This window comes from Actinoalloteichus fjordicus, assembly GCF_001941625.1.
Lineage (GTDB): Bacteria > Actinomycetota > Actinomycetes > Mycobacteriales > Pseudonocardiaceae > Actinoalloteichus_A > Actinoalloteichus_A fjordicus.
Map to the genome: position 1 here is coordinate 4,352,835 of NZ_CP016076.1, position 19,343 is coordinate 4,372,177.

20 protein-coding genes are annotated in these 19,343 nt (G+C 67.7%); 13 read left to right on the top strand and 7 right to left on the bottom strand.

The features are described from left to right. Window positions 1–362: 362 nt before the first annotated feature. The 9 genes from UA74_RS18545 to UA74_RS32125 all read left to right on the top strand — a co-directional run bounded on the left by UA74_RS18545 (window position 363) and on the right by UA74_RS32125 (window position 6,319). Window positions 363–1,235, top strand: a complete 873-nt coding sequence (locus tag UA74_RS18545) for a helix-turn-helix domain-containing protein (RefSeq protein ID WP_075741400.1) — start codon at window positions 363–365, stop codon at window positions 1,233–1,235. Then, window positions 1,207–1,398, top strand: a complete 192-nt coding sequence (locus UA74_RS18550; RefSeq protein ID WP_075741401.1) for a DUF397 domain-containing protein — start codon at window positions 1,207–1,209, stop codon at window positions 1,396–1,398. The genes UA74_RS18545 and UA74_RS18550 overlap by 29 nt, the downstream gene beginning before the upstream one ends. Window positions 1,399–1,508: 110 nt before the next feature. Next, the gene (locus UA74_RS18555; protein WP_075741402.1) at window positions 1,509–1,697 is read left to right on the top strand and encodes a DUF397 domain-containing protein; all 189 of its coding nucleotides are present in this window, start codon (window positions 1,509–1,511) and stop codon (window positions 1,695–1,697) included. 107 nt (window positions 1,698–1,804) lie between these two features. Next, window positions 1,805–1,993, top strand: a complete 189-nt coding sequence (locus tag UA74_RS18560) for a DUF397 domain-containing protein (protein WP_075741403.1) — start codon at window positions 1,805–1,807, stop codon at window positions 1,991–1,993. A 208-nt stretch (window positions 1,994–2,201) separates the two neighbouring features. Next, complete coding sequence (locus UA74_RS32110) at window positions 2,202–2,984, top strand: hypothetical protein (protein WP_157434289.1); 783 nt, start codon at window positions 2,202–2,204, stop codon at window positions 2,982–2,984. Between the two features lies 1 nt (window position 2,985). After that, window positions 2,986–3,339 (top strand): hypothetical protein, encoded by a 354-nt coding sequence (locus UA74_RS32115; protein ID WP_075741404.1) that lies wholly within the window; start codon window positions 2,986–2,988, stop codon window positions 3,337–3,339. A gap of 193 nt (window positions 3,340–3,532) precedes the next feature. Next, the gene (locus UA74_RS32120; protein ID WP_157434290.1) at window positions 3,533–3,736 is read left to right on the top strand and encodes a hypothetical protein; all 204 of its coding nucleotides are present in this window, start codon (window positions 3,533–3,535) and stop codon (window positions 3,734–3,736) included. A gap of 261 nt (window positions 3,737–3,997) precedes the next feature. Next, a complete protein-coding gene (locus UA74_RS18575; RefSeq protein WP_157434291.1) occupies window positions 3,998–5,287 on the top strand; it encodes a DUF4041 domain-containing protein in 1,290 nt (429 codons plus the stop codon). Window positions 5,288–5,614: 327 nt separating this feature from the next. Next, the gene (locus UA74_RS32125) at window positions 5,615–6,319 is read left to right on the top strand and encodes a hypothetical protein (RefSeq protein WP_157434292.1); all 705 of its coding nucleotides are present in this window, start codon (window positions 5,615–5,617) and stop codon (window positions 6,317–6,319) included. Window positions 6,320–6,739: 420 nt separating this feature from the next. Here the strand turns inward: UA74_RS32125 and UA74_RS31015 are convergent, their stop codons facing one another. The 4 genes from UA74_RS31015 to UA74_RS18605 form a co-directional block, all read right to left on the bottom strand. Then, complete coding sequence (locus UA74_RS31015; protein WP_232237323.1) at window positions 6,740–7,219, bottom strand: ankyrin repeat domain-containing protein; 480 nt, start codon at window positions 7,217–7,219, stop codon at window positions 6,740–6,742. Between the two features lie 624 nt (window positions 7,220–7,843). After that, the gene (locus UA74_RS18585) at window positions 7,844–10,318 is read right to left on the bottom strand and encodes an alpha-galactosidase (RefSeq protein WP_083683331.1); all 2,475 of its coding nucleotides are present in this window, start codon (window positions 10,316–10,318) and stop codon (window positions 7,844–7,846) included. 750 nt (window positions 10,319–11,068) lie between these two features. Next, entirely contained in the window at window positions 11,069–11,650 is a 582-nt protein-coding gene (locus tag UA74_RS18595; protein ID WP_075741407.1) for a hypothetical protein, read from the bottom strand. A gap of 206 nt (window positions 11,651–11,856) precedes the next feature. Next, entirely contained in the window at window positions 11,857–12,462 is a 606-nt protein-coding gene (locus UA74_RS18605; protein WP_157434293.1) for a hypothetical protein, read from the bottom strand. 364 nt (window positions 12,463–12,826) lie between these two features. On the opposite strand from UA74_RS18605, the gene UA74_RS18610 reads away from it, so the two are divergent. After that, complete coding sequence (locus UA74_RS18610) at window positions 12,827–12,997, top strand: hypothetical protein (RefSeq protein ID WP_157434294.1); 171 nt, start codon at window positions 12,827–12,829, stop codon at window positions 12,995–12,997. An 84-nt stretch (window positions 12,998–13,081) separates the two neighbouring features. After that, on the top strand, window positions 13,082–13,393 hold the full coding sequence (locus UA74_RS18615; protein WP_075741411.1) for a hypothetical protein: 312 nt from the start codon (window positions 13,082–13,084) through the stop codon (window positions 13,391–13,393). Here UA74_RS18615 and UA74_RS18620 read toward each other — a convergent pair. Both UA74_RS18620 and UA74_RS18625 read right to left on the bottom strand, forming a co-directional pair. Then, entirely contained in the window at window positions 13,374–14,558 is a 1,185-nt protein-coding gene (locus UA74_RS18620; protein WP_075741412.1) for a C45 family peptidase, read from the bottom strand. The two genes, UA74_RS18615 and UA74_RS18620, sit on opposite strands and share 20 nt — an antisense overlap. A 535-nt stretch (window positions 14,559–15,093) precedes the next feature. Next, window positions 15,094–15,648 carry a GNAT family N-acetyltransferase gene (locus UA74_RS18625; protein WP_198042774.1) on the bottom strand — a complete coding sequence of 185 codons (555 nt, stop codon included), beginning with the start codon at window positions 15,646–15,648 and terminating at the stop codon, window positions 15,094–15,096. 334 nt (window positions 15,649–15,982) lie between these two features. On the opposite strand from UA74_RS18625, the gene UA74_RS18630 reads away from it, so the two are divergent. Beyond that, entirely contained in the window at window positions 15,983–16,906 is a 924-nt protein-coding gene (locus UA74_RS18630) for a TetR/AcrR family transcriptional regulator C-terminal domain-containing protein (RefSeq protein WP_075765011.1), read from the top strand. 445 nt (window positions 16,907–17,351) lie between these two features. Here the strand turns inward: UA74_RS18630 and UA74_RS18635 are convergent, their stop codons facing one another. Continuing rightward, window positions 17,352–18,539, bottom strand: coding sequence for an RNA polymerase subunit sigma-70 (locus UA74_RS18635; RefSeq protein ID WP_083683334.1), 1,188 nt, complete (start codon window positions 18,537–18,539; stop codon window positions 17,352–17,354). A gap of 299 nt (window positions 18,540–18,838) precedes the next feature. Between UA74_RS18635 and UA74_RS18640 the strand changes: the two genes are divergently transcribed. Continuing rightward, window positions 18,839–19,192, top strand: coding sequence for a YciI family protein (locus UA74_RS18640; RefSeq protein ID WP_232237855.1), 354 nt, complete (start codon window positions 18,839–18,841; stop codon window positions 19,190–19,192). The last annotated feature ends 151 nt before the right edge of the window (window positions 19,193–19,343 follow it).

Below are 19,343 nucleotides of genomic sequence, written 5' to 3' on the forward strand. Positions count from 1 at the left end.
CGACGCCGAGGTCGACGCGCGTGACCATCGCCCCGCACACCGCCACGGCGACCAGGTGATAGGTCGAGTCGAGCCGGTGCTCCAGCCGCCGGAACACGCCGACATAGCGACGAGCAGGCGGCGGGACAGGTAGGGAACCGGCGAGGGCACATTCGCGACCACCATCCTGCGAATGCCACAGGTGATCGGTCATCAGCTGATCCAGCGAGGGATCTCCCAGAGCGACAGACATGCGCTACACCTCCGGTATCGGCTGGTTAGCTCAGCGTGAGCGTCCTGCCAGGAATGGTGTGTAGCTGTGACACATAAGGCAAGCCGTGTCATCCATGACGAGCTGCAATCAATCGCGTACCTTGTGTCACATGAGCCGCATGACTAGAACGCCGAGGGCCCGAGCTGTCGGCTACGCCTTGCGCACAGTCCGCGAGAAGAACGGCCTGTCAGCACGGGAGGTCGGGCGCCGGATCGGCATCCACCCGACGCTCGTGGGGCGCATCGAGGGCGCGACGAAAGTGCTCTCACTTCAAGACATCTCGGCACTGCTCGGGGCGATCGAAGCTTCACCCGAACAGAGGAAGCATGTACTCCGCCTCGCACAGGACCTCGGGCGTCCGAACTGGCACGGGTCGGCTTCACATGTACCAGCGCAGATCCAAACCCTGGTCATGTACGAGCAAGAAGCTGAAACGATCACGGCGGTGTCGCTAGCCCTCGTCCCTGGGCTGTTGCAGACGAGGGAATACGCGCAAGCGATCATCGTCGGTGACCGACCGGGCGACGGTGATCGACTGATGACACGCATGGGACGACAGGAACTCCTTCGCCGTGAGGACCCGACCCAGATGACAGCGATTCTCGATGAGTCGGTACTGACGAGGGCCGTCGGCGGCCCGGCCGTGATGGCCGGGCAACTACGCCACCTGCTACGCCTCGTAGAGTCAGGGATCGTGGATGTGAAGGTCCTGCCGTTCACCGCAGGCGCTCACGATGCGCTCTCCGGGCCGTTCGATCTGCTCGAGTTCGCCGACGCACCACCGATCGTTTACGTAGAAAGCCTGGGCCGAGGTGAGTTCATCGACGAGCCCGAAGAAGTCGGAGAGTTCATCGAAGCGCGAAGTAACGTACTTGAGATCGCAATGAGCACGGCCGACACGGCGGCCCTCATCGCATCCCATGCACACCGTCACGCAGAGAGCGAGCAAACGCATGACGCTACACCTGACAGGCTGGCATAAGGCCAGCTACAGCGGGAAGAACGGAGGCTGCATCGAGGTCGGCACAGCCCCCGGCATCGTCGGCATCCGCGACACCAAAAACCGCAACGGCGGAACCCTCATCGTCGACAGCGCCACCTTCAGCACCTTCCTGACACAGGTGAAGGCCGACCAACTTCGCTGAGGACGAGGTGACTCGTGTGGTCCCGCCGCCAGCACAGCGGCGGGAACACACGGCGCGGCTGTCCGCCAAGGACTACCCATCGCAAATCGCCATCGTCGAAGGGACCCTCTATGACCGCAGTAGACCACTGGCGGAAATCCTCACGTTCCGCAGCTCAGACCGACTGTGTCGAGGTTGCGGATGCGCCGGGCATCGTCGGCATTCGCGACACCAAGAACCGAACCGGCGGCACACTCGTCGTAGACCGAACGGCCTTCAACACGTTCCTGGCACAGCTGAAGGCCGACCGGCTCCGCTGAGCACGGCCCAGCAGTGTGGTCCCGCCGCGAGCACAGCGGCGGGAACACACCGCCCCAGCCACATCGGCACTGGTCACCGCTGATCACCTTCATCGAGGAGATCCTCCATGGCTGTCTTGCAGTACTGGCGCAAGTCGTCACGATCCGCGACCGAAACGAACTGCGTCGAGATCGGCACCGCTCCCGACATCGTCGGCATCCGCGACACCAAGAACCGCGACGGCGGGACGCTGCGCGTCACCCCGGCCGACTTCGCCGCCTTCCTGACAAGGATCAAGACCGAGCGACTCCACTGAACACGGCCCCCGCGAACACCGCCGCCCGACTCCCCACCGCACCCGCCCACGCCGTCCGAACCCGCCACATCACGGCGCGAGAACCACCACCCCACCCCTTGACCACCGCCGACCGACAGGTAGACCCCGCCAACGTGGAGTGCCTGTCGGCGCGGGCTCGGGATGCGGCATCATGGGCTGAAGTCAACTCAGGGTGAGGAGTCGTGCATTGTCCGTCACGGAAGTGGTGGAGCAGCTACGACAAGCGCACGCCTTGCTGACGGTGGCACGCGAGGCAACGATCGTGGCGGAAGCCGCGATCAGCGAAGGAAGGGAGATCTTCGACCACGCCACCACAGGCTCAGTCTGGCCCCAAGTACCCGAAATCCGCCGCCTCGGCCAAGAAGCAGGCGACGACGTCCGACTAGCACACAACGCCATGATCCAAGCCCAACAGATCATCGACGACTACTGCCACACCATCGCAGGCCACAGCGCAGCCGGACCCGAGACCACACCAGGAACAACCACCGGACCGACAGCACGACCTGCCGAGACAGCCCCATCGTCCACAGTTGACATGACGAGCAAGGAATCGGACGCCACCGACCACCGCACGCACTACGCGGAGTGGATCGGCGAACGAGAACGCGCAGGCGTGGTCATCAGACCTAAAAACGTCACCCGCATGACCAGGATGCCGAACGGGCGGATCGTCTGGATAGAAGAGAAGAACCCAGACGGCGGCCAGGATCACATCCTGGATGACGATCGCATCGACGAGTTCCGCAGGATGGGTGTGCCAGAAGAAGACATCATGGATCTCGTGTTCACCGCGCTCGACCGGGGAACGGTGGTCGGATATAGTGGGAAGGATCGGCCAGTATACGAGGTCGTGTTCAAAGGCGAGAGGCGGCGCGTGGCCATCACCGTAATGTGGACTGGCATAATCATTGGCGCACATCCTATTTCCCGGAAGCGAAAACTACGCACCCGTCTTCATAGGAGTTGAATTGTCTCGTTCTATTACGATATCGCTACTTGTCGGTTGGCAGGAAGATCCGTTCTACTATGACTGGTATGACCCCGAACAATACAGTCACTCCATCGAAGAAGCCGCCGAAGAACTCCAACTCTCCGCCGACCTCGTCGCCGACATCACCGCCTGGGACGACGAATACCAGGCAACCTACGACCCAACCGGATCACGCGGACTAGAGTCCGGATTCGCCTCACCCGAGGCAGAGGAAGAATGGCGAGAACGAGGAAAAATTCTCGCCGCAAGAATCAAACAGGAGTCACCCGTCGTCGCAAGCGTCAGCTACCGTGCAAATGGGATAATACCGCCCGGCACGTGCATGTTCTAAGCAGCAGGATAAACCCTTTCGCCGCCCAACCCTCAATGGAGGACCACTGAACCGATCGGTTGCGATATCGATACTGACAGGCTGGCAGGAGGCGCCATTTTATTGCGACCTTGAGTCGGACCCCGATGAGTATAACCACTCGATCGAGCAGGCCGGCGCCTTCCTCAAGCTGCCCGCCGACCTGATTGAACAATTGAAGAAGTGGGACGCGGAATATCAAGCCACCTACAATCCCAACTGCTTTCATAGTTCCGGATTCTCGTCGCCGGAGACCGAGGAGGAATGGCGGGAGCGAGGAAAGATGCTCGCCGCTCGAATCAAGCAAGAGTCGCCCATCGTCACGAGCGTGAACTACCAGGCTAACGGCGCGATTCCCTGGGGCACCTGCATGTTCTGATCGATGCCAACCGAAAATCTCCCCGCCACGTGCTCATCAAAGTGGAGGACATGTTGAGCCGTCCAGTCGTAGTGTCGCTACCAGCAGGACTGGAACCCGGCTTCCCGCCAACCGAGGCAGAGACAGCATGGTGCGCACGACGGAAGATGCTCGCCGCACGAATCGAACAAGAGTCACCCATCCTCCTTCACCGTTCGCCTGACTAGTATTCACGCAGGACGTAACAAGCCAGCCGTTGAAAACGATTTCGTCTTACACAAGGTGATCTTCTGGGAGGCGTCGATGTTCGGTGGACGGAAGCGGCAGGAAGAGCTCGAAGCGGCGCAACGCGAGAACCTGTACCTGCGCGGCGAGCTCCAGCGGCTGGGCGCGCTCGGGCCGATCGGCCTCCGGAAGGAGATCGCCGCCCTGACCCAGCGACACCACGCCGAGCAGACCCGCTACCACCACGAGACCTCGGCGATGAACACCGCGATCGGCCAGCTGAAGAATCAGCTCACGGCCCTGCGGGCCGAGGTGGTCGAAACCGATGATGCTCGACTGATGCAAGAGGTGGGGGTTTATCAGTACCGGCACGTGCTTTCGGACGCCGAGGCGTATAAGGCCGAGATCGAACGACTGAAAGCCGCCATGAAAGACATGACCCGATCGAAGTCCGCCGTCAACGCATCGAGCAGCTTCCACTACAATAATTCGCTCGCCCAAGGACGCAAGTTCGTTGGAGACCTGTCGAAACTCATGCTTCGCGCCTATAATGCGGAAGCCGAGAACTGTGTCCGCGTGTTGAAGGCGGGCAACCTCGCGTCGGCCGTCAAGCGCTTAGAGACCGCTGTCCGGACGATCGAGAAGCTCGGAATCATGGCGGCAATCCGAGTCAATCCCACTTACCATGCGATGCGGGTTCGAGAACTCGAACTCACCGCCGATTACCTGGCGAAGAAGCAGCAGGAGAAGGAAGAAGAACGGGACCGGCGGGCCGCTCTCCGGGAAGAACAGAGGGCGTTGCAAGAATACCGCCGCGAGCAGGAACGGCTACTCAAGGAGCAGGGACACTACCGCAACGCCGTCGCAGCTCTGCGGGCGAAGGGAGATGCGGACGGCGCGGCCGAACTCGAACACAAGCTCGCCGAGATCGAAGCTGCACTCGGTGGCATCGAGGAACGACAGGCCAACATCCGCGCAGGCTACGTCTACGTGATCAGCAACATCGGCTCGTTCGGTCCTGATGTCGTCAAGATCGGGATGACCCGCCGTCTTGAGCCGATGGACCGGGTGCGCGAACTCGGCGACGCGTCGGTGCCCTTCCGGTTCGATGTGCACGCACTGTTCTTCTCGCACGACGCGGTGAACATCGAGCGTCAGCTGCACACCGCATTGGAAGCTCGCAGGCTGAACCTGGTCAACCGGCGGCGGGAGTACTTCAGGTGTACCCCGGCGGAGGTCAAGATCCTGCTGCACGATCTCGCCGGGAACCTCCTCGACTACCGGGACGAACCCGAGGCGTTCGAATACCGCCAGAGCCTGGGCGAGGCTCCTGCGCTTGTTACCTGAGGCCGAGTCAACTGCGCGCGCAAACGTCATACAGAACCGCGACGGCGGGACGCTCCTCATCACCCCGATCGCCTTCGCCGTCTTCCTGACAAGGATCAAGAGCGACCAACTCCCCTGAACACGGCCCCCAAGAACACCACCGTCCGACTCCCCACCGCACCCCGCTCACGCCGTCCGAACCCGCCACATCACGGCGCGAGAACCACCACCCCAACCCTTGACCACCGCCGACCGACAGGTAGACCTCGCCAACGTGGAGTGCCTGTCGGCGCGGGCTCGGAATGCGGCATCATGGACTGAGATCAACACAGGGTGAGGAGTCGTGCATTGTCCGTCACGGAAGTGGTGGAACAGCTACGACAAACGCACGCCTTGCTGACGGTAGCGCGCGAGGCAACGATCGTGGCAAAAGCCGCGATCAGCGAAGGCCGCGACGACGTCCGACTAGCACACAACGCCATGATCCAAGCCCAACAGATCATCGACGACTACTGGCATACCATCTCAGGCCACCGCGCAGCCGGACCCGAGACCACACCAGGAACAACCATCGGACCGACAGGACGACCTATCGAGGCAGCCCTATCGTCCACAGTCGACACGAAAGGCAAGGAATCGGACGCCACCGACCACCGCGCGCACTACGCGGAGTGGATCGCCGACCGAGAACGCGCAGGCGTGGTCATCAGACCCAAAGACGTCACCCGCATGGCCAGGATGCCGAACGGGCGGATCGTCTGGGCAGGACGGAACAATCGACGAGGCGGGCAAGATCACATCCTCTCCCGGAACCGCATTGACGAGTTCCGCCGGATGGGCGTGCCAGAGGACCCCATTATGGACCTTGCGTTCGCCGCGCTCGAGCGGGGAGCCGTGGTCGGCTACAGTGGCCAAGATCGACCAGTTTACGAGGTGGTATTCGAGGGCGAGAGGCGGCGCGTGGCCATCACAGGCGCGCCAGATGGGGTAGTCGTCGGAGCCCATCCGATCTCATTGAAACGAAAACTACGTACCCGTCTTCATAGGAGTTGAGTTGTCCCGTTCAGTTGCGGTTTCATTGTTAGTGGGCCGACAGGAGGCGCCATTTTACTAAAACTGGGACGACCCCGAACAATACAGTCACTCTATCGAAGAAGCCGCCGAAGAACTCCAGCTCCCCGCTGACCTTGTCGCCGACATCACCGCCTGGGACAACGAATACCAGGCGACGTACGACCCGACCGGATCACGCGGGCAGGAATCTGGCTTCGCCTCACTCGAGGCAGAGACAGCGTGGTGCGAGCGAGGGAAGGTGCTTGCGGCACGCAGCAAACAAGAGTCACCCGTCTCCGCGCAGCCCGAGGCACGATCGACGACACCGGCTGCTGTCGTCGTCGCGGGCAGGCGAGATCCGACTGTCCGGCCTCGCGAGAAGATCCTCGGGGCGGGAATTCAGTGCTCCGTCGAACCGATCTACGACTCGGGTGTCATGAAGTCGGGCACCATCGCGCCCGCCTCGACCAGCGCGGCGACGACCTCGTCATGGCCGCCGAGCACGGCCCACTCCAGCGGGGTCATGCCCGCCGCATCGACGTCGGCCTCCGGGTGGGTGGCCTCGCTGAGGTTGGCGTCGGCGCCGTGTTCCAGCAGCAGCCGCACCACGTCGAGATGTCCCCAGGAGGCGGCGGCGCAGAGGGGGGTGCCCTCGTCGGGACCGCCGTGGCTCTCGACGTCGGGGACGGCGCCCGCCGCCAGCAGCAGACGCACCGCGTCCGTGTGACCGTTGACGGCGGCGGAGTACAGCGGGACGGTGCCCGAGGTGTCGGCCAGCACGGCCGCCGCACCGGGATCGCGCAGCAGGTCGGCCAGCTCGTCCGCCTTGCCGAGCGCCGCTGCGGAACCGATCCGTGCGCGCAGGGAGTCCGGGGCGGGCGAGTCCACTGTGTCCGTCACGCGGGGCAGTGTAGTCACGCCCGACGAGGCGGCGGCACCTCGGCGGCGGAGGGGGCCGTGGCGGCGACGCGGCGCACCGTTCGGCGTTGATGCGTCTGGCGCGGTGTCCTCCTCGATCTGTTCGGGGATGTCGATGGCCGAGGTTCGCGAGCTGTCGAGATTTCGGGCTCCGGCTTCCCGGTTCCGAGGCGCGGCTTCCTGGGCACGGGGCACCGAAGCGAGGCGGACGACGTCGGGTCGCGGGCTCATGCCGCCCGAGCCCGCAGAAGTGATGTGAGAAGCGGACGGTCGTACTCACCTCGTCCGGACCGACCTCGGCCGGTCCGGTGCGCAGGACTGGGCCCCGAGAATGCAGCGCCGCAGTCCTCGACTCCCCTTCGCAGACGAGGCAGCCGAGTTCGGTGGCGGAGCGGCACCGGGTCGCGGTGACGGGTTCGACGGCCTCGCACGGGTTGGAGTCGAGACGTTTGCAGGCACGGCGGGGGTCGGTTCGGCGGCACCGGGTCGAGCGGGCGGGCGGCCGCAGCGCCACGACATCACCCGGCCGCAACGTCCCAACCGGCACCGGGTTCGACGCCGTCGGCTGCCGACGTCACGCCGTCCGGCGATCCCGGCGCCGACCGATCACGACGTCACGGCCCGCACGCGGATCAGCAGGAGCTGCTCCGGATGCAGGGCGGGGGCCCGGAGCCCGACGTGGTCCAGTACGCGGCCGGTGAGGCGCACCCCACCCTCGATCCAGGGCGTGGTGCTGGACTGCCGGAGCGAGGGTCGGTCCCCCGGCGGCTGCACGCTGACGTCATAGTCGCGCTCCGGATCGAGTCCTGGCAGCCGGATCGAGCCGGGAATCGAGGTCAGCGGCGTGGCGAGCTGAACGAGGGCGAACAGCGCGTCGCCGCCGTCGCGGGCGACCACACCGTGCACGGCGAAGGAGGGATCGTGCTGCTCGGCGCGCACCAGCGTCCCGGTGTGCAACAGCTGCCGGACCCGCTTGTACAGCGCGACCCACTCCGCCAGCTCGGCCAGCTCCTGCGCGGACGCCGAGGTCAGGTTCCACTCGATCCCGAAGGACCCGAACAGCGCGGTGCCCGCCCGGAACGACAGCGAGTGCGTCCGTGCGGTGGTGTGTGAGCGGGGTGCGCCGACGTGGGAGCCGACCAGCTCCGGCGGAAGAAGCTGGCTGGTCCAGCGCTGGATCTGCTGTCGTTCCAAGGGGTCGATGACGTCGCTGCCCCACACCCGGTCGGTGCGTTCCAGGATGCCGAGGTCGATCCGAAGCCCGCCGGAGGAGCACGACTCGATCTCGACGTCGGGATGCCGCGAACGCAGCTCGTCCAACAGCCGGTAGACCGCCAACGTCTGCTGATGCACCCCCGCGCGGCCCGTCGGCGGCCGACCCGCGTCGACCAGGTCGCGGTTGTGGTCCCACTTCACGTAGCTGATGTCGTACTCGCTGAGCAGCGAGTCCAGGCGTTCCAGCAGATAGTCGAACACCTCGGGATTGCCGAGGTCGAGGACGAGCTGATTGCGGGACAGCAGCGGCGGGCGGTCGCCGATCCCGAGAATCCAGTCGGGATGCGCGCGGGCCAGATCCGAGTCGGGGTTGACCATCTCGGGTTCGAACCACAGCCCGAACTCCATACCCAGCGCCCGGACCTGCTCGATCAAGGGGTTGAGTCCGTCCGGCCAGACGTCGGGATCGACATACCAGTCACCGAGGCCCGCCCGGGAGTTGCGGCGATGCCGGAACCAGCCGTCGTCCAGCACATAACGCTCGACGCCCGCCTCGGCGCCACGCCGGGCCAGCTCGACCAGCCGATCCAGATCGTGATCGAAGTAGACGGCCTCCCAGGTGTTGAGCACCACCGGACGAGGGCTGTGCGGGTGATGGGGTCGAGACCGCAGGTGCTCGTGGAAGCGGGCGGCGACCCCGTCGAACCCGACGCCGTAGGCCGCGTACAACCACGGGCCGAGGTAGCTCTCCCCCGCCGCCAGCCGGACCTCGCCCGCCGCCAACAGCTCGCCGCCGCCCAACACGGCCGTGCCGTCGGCGAGGCGCTCGGCGTAGGTCAGGTGGTTGCCGCTCCAGGCGACGTGCACCGCCCACACCTCGCCGGACCGGAAGTCGAAGCCCTCGGTGCCCGCCGCGAGGATCAGCGGGGCATCCGCGCCGGTCCGCCCGCGCCGGTTCTCTCTGGTGTGCGAGCCGACCACGAAGGGGGCGCGCTGCGGGGCGCGTTCCCGACCCCAGCGGCCCGCCAGGTCGAACAGTTCCGTGGCCACCGGGGGGACGGGGAGCGCGAGCGCGAGACCGTCGACGGCGTAGGGAGTGCCGAGCGGCTGGGCGGGCAGAGACGGGCTCGCGATCGCCGTGACGCCTGCCCGCTGCCGGAGCAGGCCGGTGGGCAACAGCTCGATCTCGACGCGAATGGTCAGGCCGTTCTCGGCATCGAGCCCGTCGGCCACCACCCGACCGCCGTTCGCCGGTCGCGTCTCGACGTCGAGCGCGGTCCGCTCGAACAGCGGTGACCAGCCTCGGCCGTCGCGCTGCCCGGTCAGTCCCGGCCTGCCCCGCCAGCCGGCGGCGTGTTCGGGAAGCACGTCGACGCCGATCACCTGGATCTCGTCGAGATCGTTGAGCGCAGGCGCCGGAGTCGAGGCCCGACACAGCTCGGCGAGCATCTCGGCGGACACGGTGCCGAGATCCGCGCCCCAGTGCAGCACCGAGGGCAGTCGTCGATCGGCGATGTCGAGTACGAGGCTGACCCCGGCCGCCCGCAGATGAACCAACGGTGCGATGGGCGACGAGGCGCCGAGGACTGCCCCCGCGCGCTCGGTGGCTTCGGCTGCTTCGGTGAGTGCGGCAGGGCTCGCGGGCGCAACAGTCCCGGCGGACACGGCGGCATCGGCGGCATCGGAGGTAGGGCTGGATGCCACGGGTCCGGGTCCGGAGGCCGGGCTCTCGTCGAATTCCGAGGAGACGACGATCTCGGAGGTCTCCGGGGCGTCGGCGACGGCGGCTTCGGTGGTCCCGGCGGTCTCGGGTCCCGAGCCGTCCGCAGGAACCAGGGGAGCAGAATCGGCGGGCGGCAGCGGCATTGGAGACTCCAGCGGTCGCGTCGGCGGGGGCGTCGTGAGCCTGCGGAAGGGCTAATGTCAGGCACCGAGACGTCGAGGGCCGATGCGCGCCCGCATCGGCCGTCCACCGAGACGGGAGCCGCAGGACCACCAGCGTCGGACCACCGGGCACTCGGCCTCGGCACGGCCAGACGACTGCGGTACGACGATCGCCCTCGGCGGCGACGGCCCTCACCGTCGAGGGCACTCAAGTTCTATGGCACAACCATCGGCAGGTCAACAGTCCGGAGTCCGCAGCTCATCACAGCCGAATGAGCCGCCGACAGTTCAGTGCGAGAGAAGCGGACCCGCGACGGCGATCCGTCGACAGGCGCCGAGGCAGGCTGGTCGGTCTGCGTACCCGTGGAGGGGCGAACACGCAGGCTCACCCGAGCTGGCGACACCGAGCCCGCCGCCGGACCGGTGCTGTCGGACGAGAAGGCCGGGCCGAGCGGCGATCGAACCGCCACCGAACGCGGATCGGCTAGGTGAGCCGGTCTGCCGCACGATCTCGGCGGTCTGTTCCGGGGTCGGGCGGGCCCGGTACCGGGTTGCGGCGCCCGACGGCCTGGGGAGCCATCTTGATCCCTGCCGTCGGAGTTACGCGGGGCAGGCGCGGCGATCTGCGGCGTTGTCGTCAGTCACCATGACTCCGCTATGGCTCCCTCCTCCGCCTGGCAGCTCATCCACGCCGATCCCTGCTCACGACTCCAGAGGGACCGAAGACAGGCTCTACCGCAGGCCGAGGACGATCAACGATCCCAGCAGGCCGCTCGCGATCAGGAGGGCCACCACGAACGGCCTGCGCTCGGGCCACGACACGATGTCCGGATACGACCGCGCGAGCGTCTTCGCCGACGTGCCGCCGGGAAACGCCGCTACCGGGACGTCCAGCGCGGCGACCAGCTCTTCCAGGTCCGTCCGGTCGAAGATCGAGTCCAGGAGACGCATCACTCGTCTGCCGTCCGCGTCGAGGAGGAAGACGTTGTGCGGTGCCTTGGTCGGCATCCGCAGCCAGCCCTGCACGGCCAGCGCCACCATGGATCGCGGCACCCACCGGACACCGCCGATCCGGCCGCGAAGGCCGATGCGACGCGAGGTGAGGATGATCCGGGGCCGATACAGCGACAGGAGCGTCCAGGCCAGGGCACCGCCGCCGATCCCGGTGGACCAGAGGAATCCCGCCCAGCCGAAGTAGATCGACGGGGTCGGGATGACGAGCGCCGCCATGATCACGGTGAGGACCAGGATGCCACTGCGCCTGGCCGCCGACGGCCGGATGACCAGAAGCTCCTCATCGGACGGAGGCGACACCGCTCGATCGTAGGCGTTCGAGGTCTCAGCCGAGGGGGTTCGGTGCGACCGCCACGGGACCGACCGCCGGTGCTTCCGGCGGCACACCGGCCGAGTTCCGGTCGGGCGAGTCGTCCGCTGCATCGCGATGGCCCTGAGCGGTGTCCTTGCCTGCCACGCCGACGATGCGTCCCCACAGACACTCGGTGCCGTCGCCTGCGATCAAGTCAGGAGGCGAGCCGCTCCGCCTGGAGTAATCCCACGATGACCACCACGAGGATGATCACCCCGCCCAGGATGGCGAACGCCATCATGAACGGCCTGCGCTCCGCCCAGGGCACGATGCCCGGGTAGACCCGGGCGAGCTTGTTCGCCGTGGTCCCCGGCGGAAAGGTCTGGACGGGGACCCGCAACTCCCACACCAGCCGATCCAGGGCCGTCCGGTCGTAGACCGAGTCCATCAGGCGCAGCACCCGCCTGCCTTGCGCATCGAGCAGGAAGACGTTGTGCGGCGATTCCCGGCCCATGGACAACAGGCCCTGCACCGCAACGGCCACCATGGAGCGCGGCACCCAGCGGATGCCGCCGAACATCCCTCGGCTGCCCACCCGGCGAGGAGTCAGCAAGACCCTCGACCGATATAAGGACAGGAAGACGAGGCTCAGCACGATGCCCATGAATCCCGCAGTGACGAGGAACCCCACCACACCGCCTTGAATCGTGGCGGGCGTGATGAAGAGGAGCGAGACCACCGATCCGATGATCATCGACCACCGTCGTCGCTGTCGGGACGGCTGGAGAACGAGAAATGCCTCGTCAGATGGGGATGACACGGGCTCATGTTAGACAGCGGCGACGGCTGCGGACCGGCCGTTCACGCGGCCCGTCAACCGAATTGTCGCCTTCCCTGCCGTCACCTCGTTCCGGCTCGCCGCATCCACCGTGCATCGGCTCACGTCACCTTCGCCGCTTTCTCGGCTGTCGCACCCCCGTCACCTCTCTACCCGGGTCAGCGCACGACGGGTGATCACGGCTCGACTCACTCGTGGTCGGAGGCCCGCGCTGGGGCCCGGCCCGAGGTTCTCGCACGGGAGCGCGGCCATCGCACCCCTCCACAGGCCGATACGCGGCACGGCGCCGACGCCCGAGCGGCCGATGTCTGAGCGGCCGATGCCTGAGCGGACACGGAACGTGTCGATGTCCGAGGGCGAGGACGGCGTCCAGACCGGTGGGGAAGGCGAAGGCAGCGGCGACCGCGACGACGACGGTGACGACAAGGACGACGAGACTCGAGTGGGAGGTCATGCCGCCGATCATGACGAACGGACGTCGCCGCAGGTAGTGTCAACTGTCATGAGTTTCCTATGACACTTGTCAGCACTGTTCATGACATCTGTCATGAATCGCACTCGCCGGGCCGCACCCCCGTCGACCCGTCGCTACCGTGAGTGCATGACCAGAACCCAGCCCTACGCGCCGTCGTGGCTGCGCGGCGTCGAGCCCGACCGTCCCGTGTCCGATATGGAACTGCGGGGAACCGGGAGCCGAACCGCCGACCCGCGCGGGGCTCGCATTCGACTGTCACGCAAGGCTTCGGTGCACGCCGACAGCCTGCTCGCCGCGATGCGCAGGCGAGCAGGCCACGCCGCCGCCTTGATCCCGACGACGTCCTATCGGACCTGCCGGACTCGACCGAGTCGGAGCTGCGCTGCCGATGCGGTGCCGCCGGATCGGGCACGCTTATTCAACGGCGGCCGACGGTGAGCAGGACCTCCTCGCTGTTGCGGATGTCGCCTGCCTGCGATTCGCCGAGGTAGAAGCCCGCGCTCATGCTCCGGTCCTGGACGTCGGTCACCGTGCGCCAGATCGTCCGCCAGGACGGGTCCTCCCTGGGAGCGACCCCGTCGAGGTCGGCCCGCATCATTTCCGGAGAGGACACGCTCTGCCGGTCCTGTCGCGTCTTCCTGGTGAGCGTCCGCATCCGCTCGTAGGTCTCGTGGCTGTCGGCGTTGTCGGCGGGCAGGTTCTCCACGTCGGGGTGGCGGTGCAGCAGGTGATTGGTGACGCACAGCGGCCCGTCGTCGACCTCGATGATGTGTTCGTCCCCGCCTGGCGAGCGCTCCCAGACGAAGCCGCGTCCGGCGGCGTCGGCGATCAGGTAGTGACAGGGGGCGCTCTCGTCGTACTGCTTGGTGCTCAACAGCGCCTCCTTCGCCTCGTCGACGTCGGCGCAGGTGTCCAGGAGGAAGCGAGGCACCTGCGTCGGGTTGAGACCGACCGTGGGCAGAGCGCCGCCGTCTGCCCTGGCGGTCTCGACGTCGGCCATCAGCAGCACGACCGCGAGGCCGTGCTCGTTGACCCCGTCGGTGGCGCCGTCGAAGCCGAAGATGCTGATCGCGGTGGAGGCGGGCCCCTCGTCGGGCATCAGGTCGATGACGTACGGCGTCTCGCAGATTCTCGGGCCTGCGGGCACGTCGGCGGGCCTGCCGCCGTCGATCACGGCGATCATGTCCTGCCAGCCGCCGGTGAAGAAGTCGAAGTTCCGCACGATGCGGCCGTGTCCGTCCGAGGCCGTCTGCGGCGGGTACCAGACTGCGGAGCAGCCGAAGTCGACCGCGCCGGAGGCGATCGCGGAGAAGTCGATGTCGTCTCGTTCCGGATCGAGGCCGAGGGCCTCGGCGACGCCCAGCATGCGGGCGTGGTGCGCAGGCCATTCGCGGGCGAACCAGCGGCGGCGAGCCCGGTTCCGCAGGGGGTCGGCTGCCGGATACGGGGCCCAGCCGAAGCGGGTCCGTGCCTCCGTCGCGAGGGCGCGGCCGATGTCGGTCTGGCTGCCTCGTAGGGAGAGGCGTCGAGTGGTCAGGATGTCGTCGGGCCCGCCGCCCGCCACTACCTCGGCCTCGGTCCGACCGGTCGTCGTCTGGGTCATGGGGGTGCTCCTGTCGTCGGTTCTGTCAGCCGGTTTCACGAGATTCGGGAAGGAGGAACAGAGTGGCGGCCTCGGCTGCCACCGGTCATGTCGTCGGAGGGCGCGCCTCGGTCGTGGCGCCTCGGCCGTCCGGCCTCGCCTCGGCGCACGAGAACGGCAGACCTCAGCCGTCGGGTCTCCGAGACGGCACCGGGTCAGCCCCGCGACGGCCGGCCGCCGTCGGGTTCTCGGGCCGCATCCGAGCCGTCGGCCCACGGCCGTCAGCGGCCTCGGCGCTCAGATCCGGTCCGTCGGGCCGGGTGTTGTCGGGCTTGGGGTCGTCGGTCCGGTCGTCTGGACCGGCTGTCGGGCCGGGGGTCGTCGTGGACCGGGCCGTCGAATCCGGGCCGCCAGATCCGGGCCGGCTGACCGTCTCGCCCGTGATGGCGGACCCGGACGGCGACGACGCGGGATGTGGGAGTGCGACGCGGGGGGTGCCGGTGCGGTGCGGGGACAGCGGACCCCGCAGAAGAACGGCGGGCCGAAGCCGATCGAGTCACCGGGCGGCGGGCCGCCACATGCCGGTGATCTCGGGACCATCAGGCAGTCGCATCGCCTCCCCCGTGGCCTGAAAGCCGTGCCGCTCGTACAGGGCGCGCGCGCCTGCCGACGCCGTCTCCAGATAGACGCCCAGACCCGCAGCGTCGGCCTCGGCCAGTCCTCGACGCAGCAGCGCCGAGCCGAGCCCGCGCCCCTGGGCGGCGGGCAGCACACCCATGAACGACAGGTGCAGATGGCGCAGGCCACGCGGATGCCGCTCGGCGAGCACGCCGAGGAGCGTGATCAGTCGCTCGCCGTGCGCGGCGAGCGGCGGCGGCAGTTCGTCGGCGCCGAAGTCTGGTGCCGACACGCCGTCCTCGGCGACCGGCAGCCACAACGCGGCGGCGGTGTCCTCGGCCGTGAAGAGGCCGCCCTCGGCCGCGGCCTGGTGTGCCAACGGGAGGTAGTAGTGCGCCTGGCACTCTCGACGGTCGGCATCGACGGGGAAGAGCCACCGAGTGGTCTCCTCCGTCATGAACGCCTCGGTCAGGATGCCGACCGCCTGATCCACGTCCTTCGGACCTGATCTGCGTACTCCCGAAACCAGTGCGTCCCGGTGATCGTTCATGTGGCTGCCCCCAGTTTTGCACTGTCTTCTCGGCTCGGCCTCACACCCGAACCGAGCTGGTGCGTACATGATAATCACACTCCGATGGAAGACATAAAACCACGTATAAAAGCGGGCAGTCCACCTGACTTGCACTAGTGCACCACCTGTAGTGCACTAGGCATTAGACGGCCAGGGGCGACACGAGGGCACCGAGTCGTCCGCACGCCGGAACATCGATCGAATCAAGCAACCGCACTAGTACGATCACCGACACTTACCGGAAGGAGAGCCGAGGATGACTGCCAGAGCGAGCGACGGAGACGGCCCGCCCTACGCGCGGATCGTCGGCGCGATCCGCGCGCGCATCGAGTCCGGCGAGCTGCGGCCGGGCGACCGAGTCCCCTCGACGCGACAGATCATCCGAGAATGGGGCGTGGCGATGGCCACGGCGACCAAGGCCCTGGCCGCCCTGCGCCACGAGGGGCTGGTGCAGGCCGTGCCGGGCGCGGGCACCGTGGTCCTCGGCAGGCCGCCGCGCACCCCCGCCGCCGACTCCGCACCGCGTGACCCGGACGCCGTCTTGAGCCGGGAGACGATCATCGCGACCGCGATGGGCGTCGCCGACGCCGAAGGCCTGACTGCGCTGTCGATGCGACGGGTGGCCACCGAACTCGGCGTCAGCACGATGGCGCTGTACCGACACGTCGAGGGCAAGGACGATCTGATCCGTCTGATCACCGACCGCGCGTTCACCGAGGTGCCGCTGCCCGAGCCGCCCTCGGACTGGCGGCGGGGGCTGGAGATCTCCGCGCGGCGCGACTGGCGGATGTACCAACGGCACCCGTGGGCGGCGGGAAGCGTCTCGGTGCCGAGGCCGTTGCTGACGCCGGGCGGCCTGGCTCACACCGAATGGCTGATGCAGGTCCTGGATGCCGGTCGACCGGACCGGCGCCGGGTGGCCATGCAGGCGATCGTCGTGTTGACGGCCTTCGTCGTCGGCATGGCGAACTGGCTCGGCTCCGAGCTCGACGAGGAGCAGGAGACCGGTGTCAGCAACTGCCAGTGGTGGGACGACCGTGATTCCGAGCTGTCCGAACTGGAGGCGACCGGTCGCTTTCCGCTGCTGTTCGGGACGGTGGAACCACCCGACCTCGAGGCCGCCTTCGAGTTCGGGCTCGCCCGCCTTCTCGACGGATTGGCGAGCACCTTGGACCCGTGAACGGCCGGGCGAAACCTGGGGCATCCCGTCGGATCTGAGCGGGCGGCCCGAGATCACCGGACGCCTGCGCGGGTGTCCGGTACGGGCCGATGGCCGACGACCGACCCGCAACTTGCTCGCGGACACTCGTCTCCAGCTCGCCTGGGTGCCGGCCGGACTCCGAAGCGGGCACGCGAGTCTCCCGCCCCAGGGGTCGACCTGCTTGCCTGCCCCGCCCGGTAGGACCGGCGGGTAGGCGGGTAGGCGGGTAGGCGGGTAGGCGGGTAGGCGGGTAGGCGGGTAGGCGGGTAGGCGGGTAGGCGGGTAGGCGGGTAGGCGGGTAGGCGGGTAGGCGGGTAGGCGGGTAGGCGGGTAGGCGGGTAGGCCACGATCACCGTCCTCCCGCACTTAGTCGGGCGGCGCACTCCCCTGCGACGGTCGTGGGCACGGAGCGTCTCCATCGACATCACCGACCAGGCGGCGCGACAGCGTCGGCCGGGCGGCGCGACGCACCGCCGCCCCGCCCCTCCCGGCACACCACCGCGGGCAGCCCGAACAGCGGGAAGACGTCCGGGGCGAAGGCGTCCACCTCGGCGATCTCACCGCCCTCGATGCGCAGCACGTCCAGCCCGAAGGCGTGATAGCACGTCGTGCCGGGCGGCCGGATGTACACCGCCGCCGCAGGCAGGCCGTTCGCCGTGGTCTCCACCAGCCGGAACTCGACGGCATCCGCTCCGTCCATGGCGGGCGCCCAGGACGAGATGATCACGTCCCGGCCCTGGTAGCCGACCGCATCGGTGCCGGAGTGACCGCCCGCTCCGGGCTGCTGTCCGCACCGGGCGTCCTCGCGGAGCAGGGACGCGAGCGCCGTCATGTCACCGCGTTCGGTGGCCGCCATGTACCGCCGAAGCACGACGCGCTCCTCCCGGGTGGCATCGGCAGTGGCGGCCCAGGCCAGCCTGCGGGGTGGCAGCTGCCTCCGGAGGGTCGCCCGTGCGCGCTGCACCGCGCTGTTGACCGAGGCGACGCTGTCCGACAGCAGGATCGCCGTTTCGGCGGCGGGCGTGCCGAGGACGTCGCGCAGGATCAGCACCGCCCGCTGCCTCGGCGGCAGATGCTGGATGGCGGCGAGGAAGGCCAGCTCGATGGTCTCTCGCGACTCCGCCACCGCATCCGGTCCTGCCTCGGCCGAGTCGGCCTGCACGCCCGGGCGATCCGGCCAGGGCTGCAACCAGGGGATCGCCACCGCCCGGCTCGGCTCCGTGCCGCGTCCGACCACCATCCGACGGGACGGACGGCGTTCCAGGAAGTCCAGGCACGCATTCGTCGCGATCCGATACAGCCACGCCCGGAACGTCGCACGTCCCTGGAACGTCTCGCGCCGCTGCCAGGCCCGCAGGAAGGTCTCCTGAGTGAGGTCCTCGGCGTCCTCGACCGAGGCGAGCATCCGGTAGCAGTGCACCCGCAGCTCACGCTCGTGTCGTCGCACCAGCCGGGCGAAGGCGGCCTCGTCGCCCTCCCGCGCGGCGGCGGCAGTCGATCCGTCGTCGGTCCAGGTCGACTGCGCCGACGGGGCTGCTGGTTCGCCGTCGGTCACGGAATCGTCTGTGTCCACCACGAAAACATCGTCCGTCTCGGCATCCGTTCGTCCCATGGCGTACTCCTCTGTCTGCTCCGGCGCCCAGCCGCCCGGCTGGCCGCGTCCGCCCGGTCTGCGTCCGCCCGGTCTCCGCCTGCGCGTCCACACGTCTCGGGTTCACGGTCGTATGACGGGTCGAACGCGGGGAACTCATCGGTGCCCCGCACGGTGCGCACGGGACCGCCGCCGGAGCGGGACGAAGCGGCCGGGAAGCAGATTTTGCCGCGATGTCGAGAATCCGTCGCCCGCTCCGACTGATCTAGGAGAGGTGTCCACGAGGGACGTCCTGGTATGAGGAGAGCACCGTGAAGTACATGCTTCTGATCTACGGCAGCGACGAGCAGTGGGCGCGGTACTCCCCGGCGGAATTCGCGGCGCTGATCGAGCAGGACGCCGACTTTCAGCAGGAGATCCGTGAGTCCGGTGAACTGGTGAGCGTCGAGGGCATGGCCGAGACGACCAATGCCAAGGTCGTCCGGGTCCGCGACGGCGTCCCGGTCGTCACCGACGGGCCCTATCTGGAGTCGAAGGAACATCTGGCCAGCTATTTCGTCGTCGATGTCGAGAACGGCGAGCGGGCCGTCGAACTCGCCGCGCGATACCCGGCCGCCGGGGTGAACGGCGTCGAGGTGTGGCCGCTGCTCGAACAGGGCGGCACCGAGGCGTGATGCGCTTGCGTCGGGACCGGCTGCGCCGCCGGTCCCGGCGCACCGCGACCCGTCTGTGCTGCGTGGGCAGGCCGTCTCCGGCCTGCCCCGTCAGCCGAGCCCGTGTGCCGTGTCCGGCGGAGGCCTGCTCGGACCGCGGCCACGGTCGTCC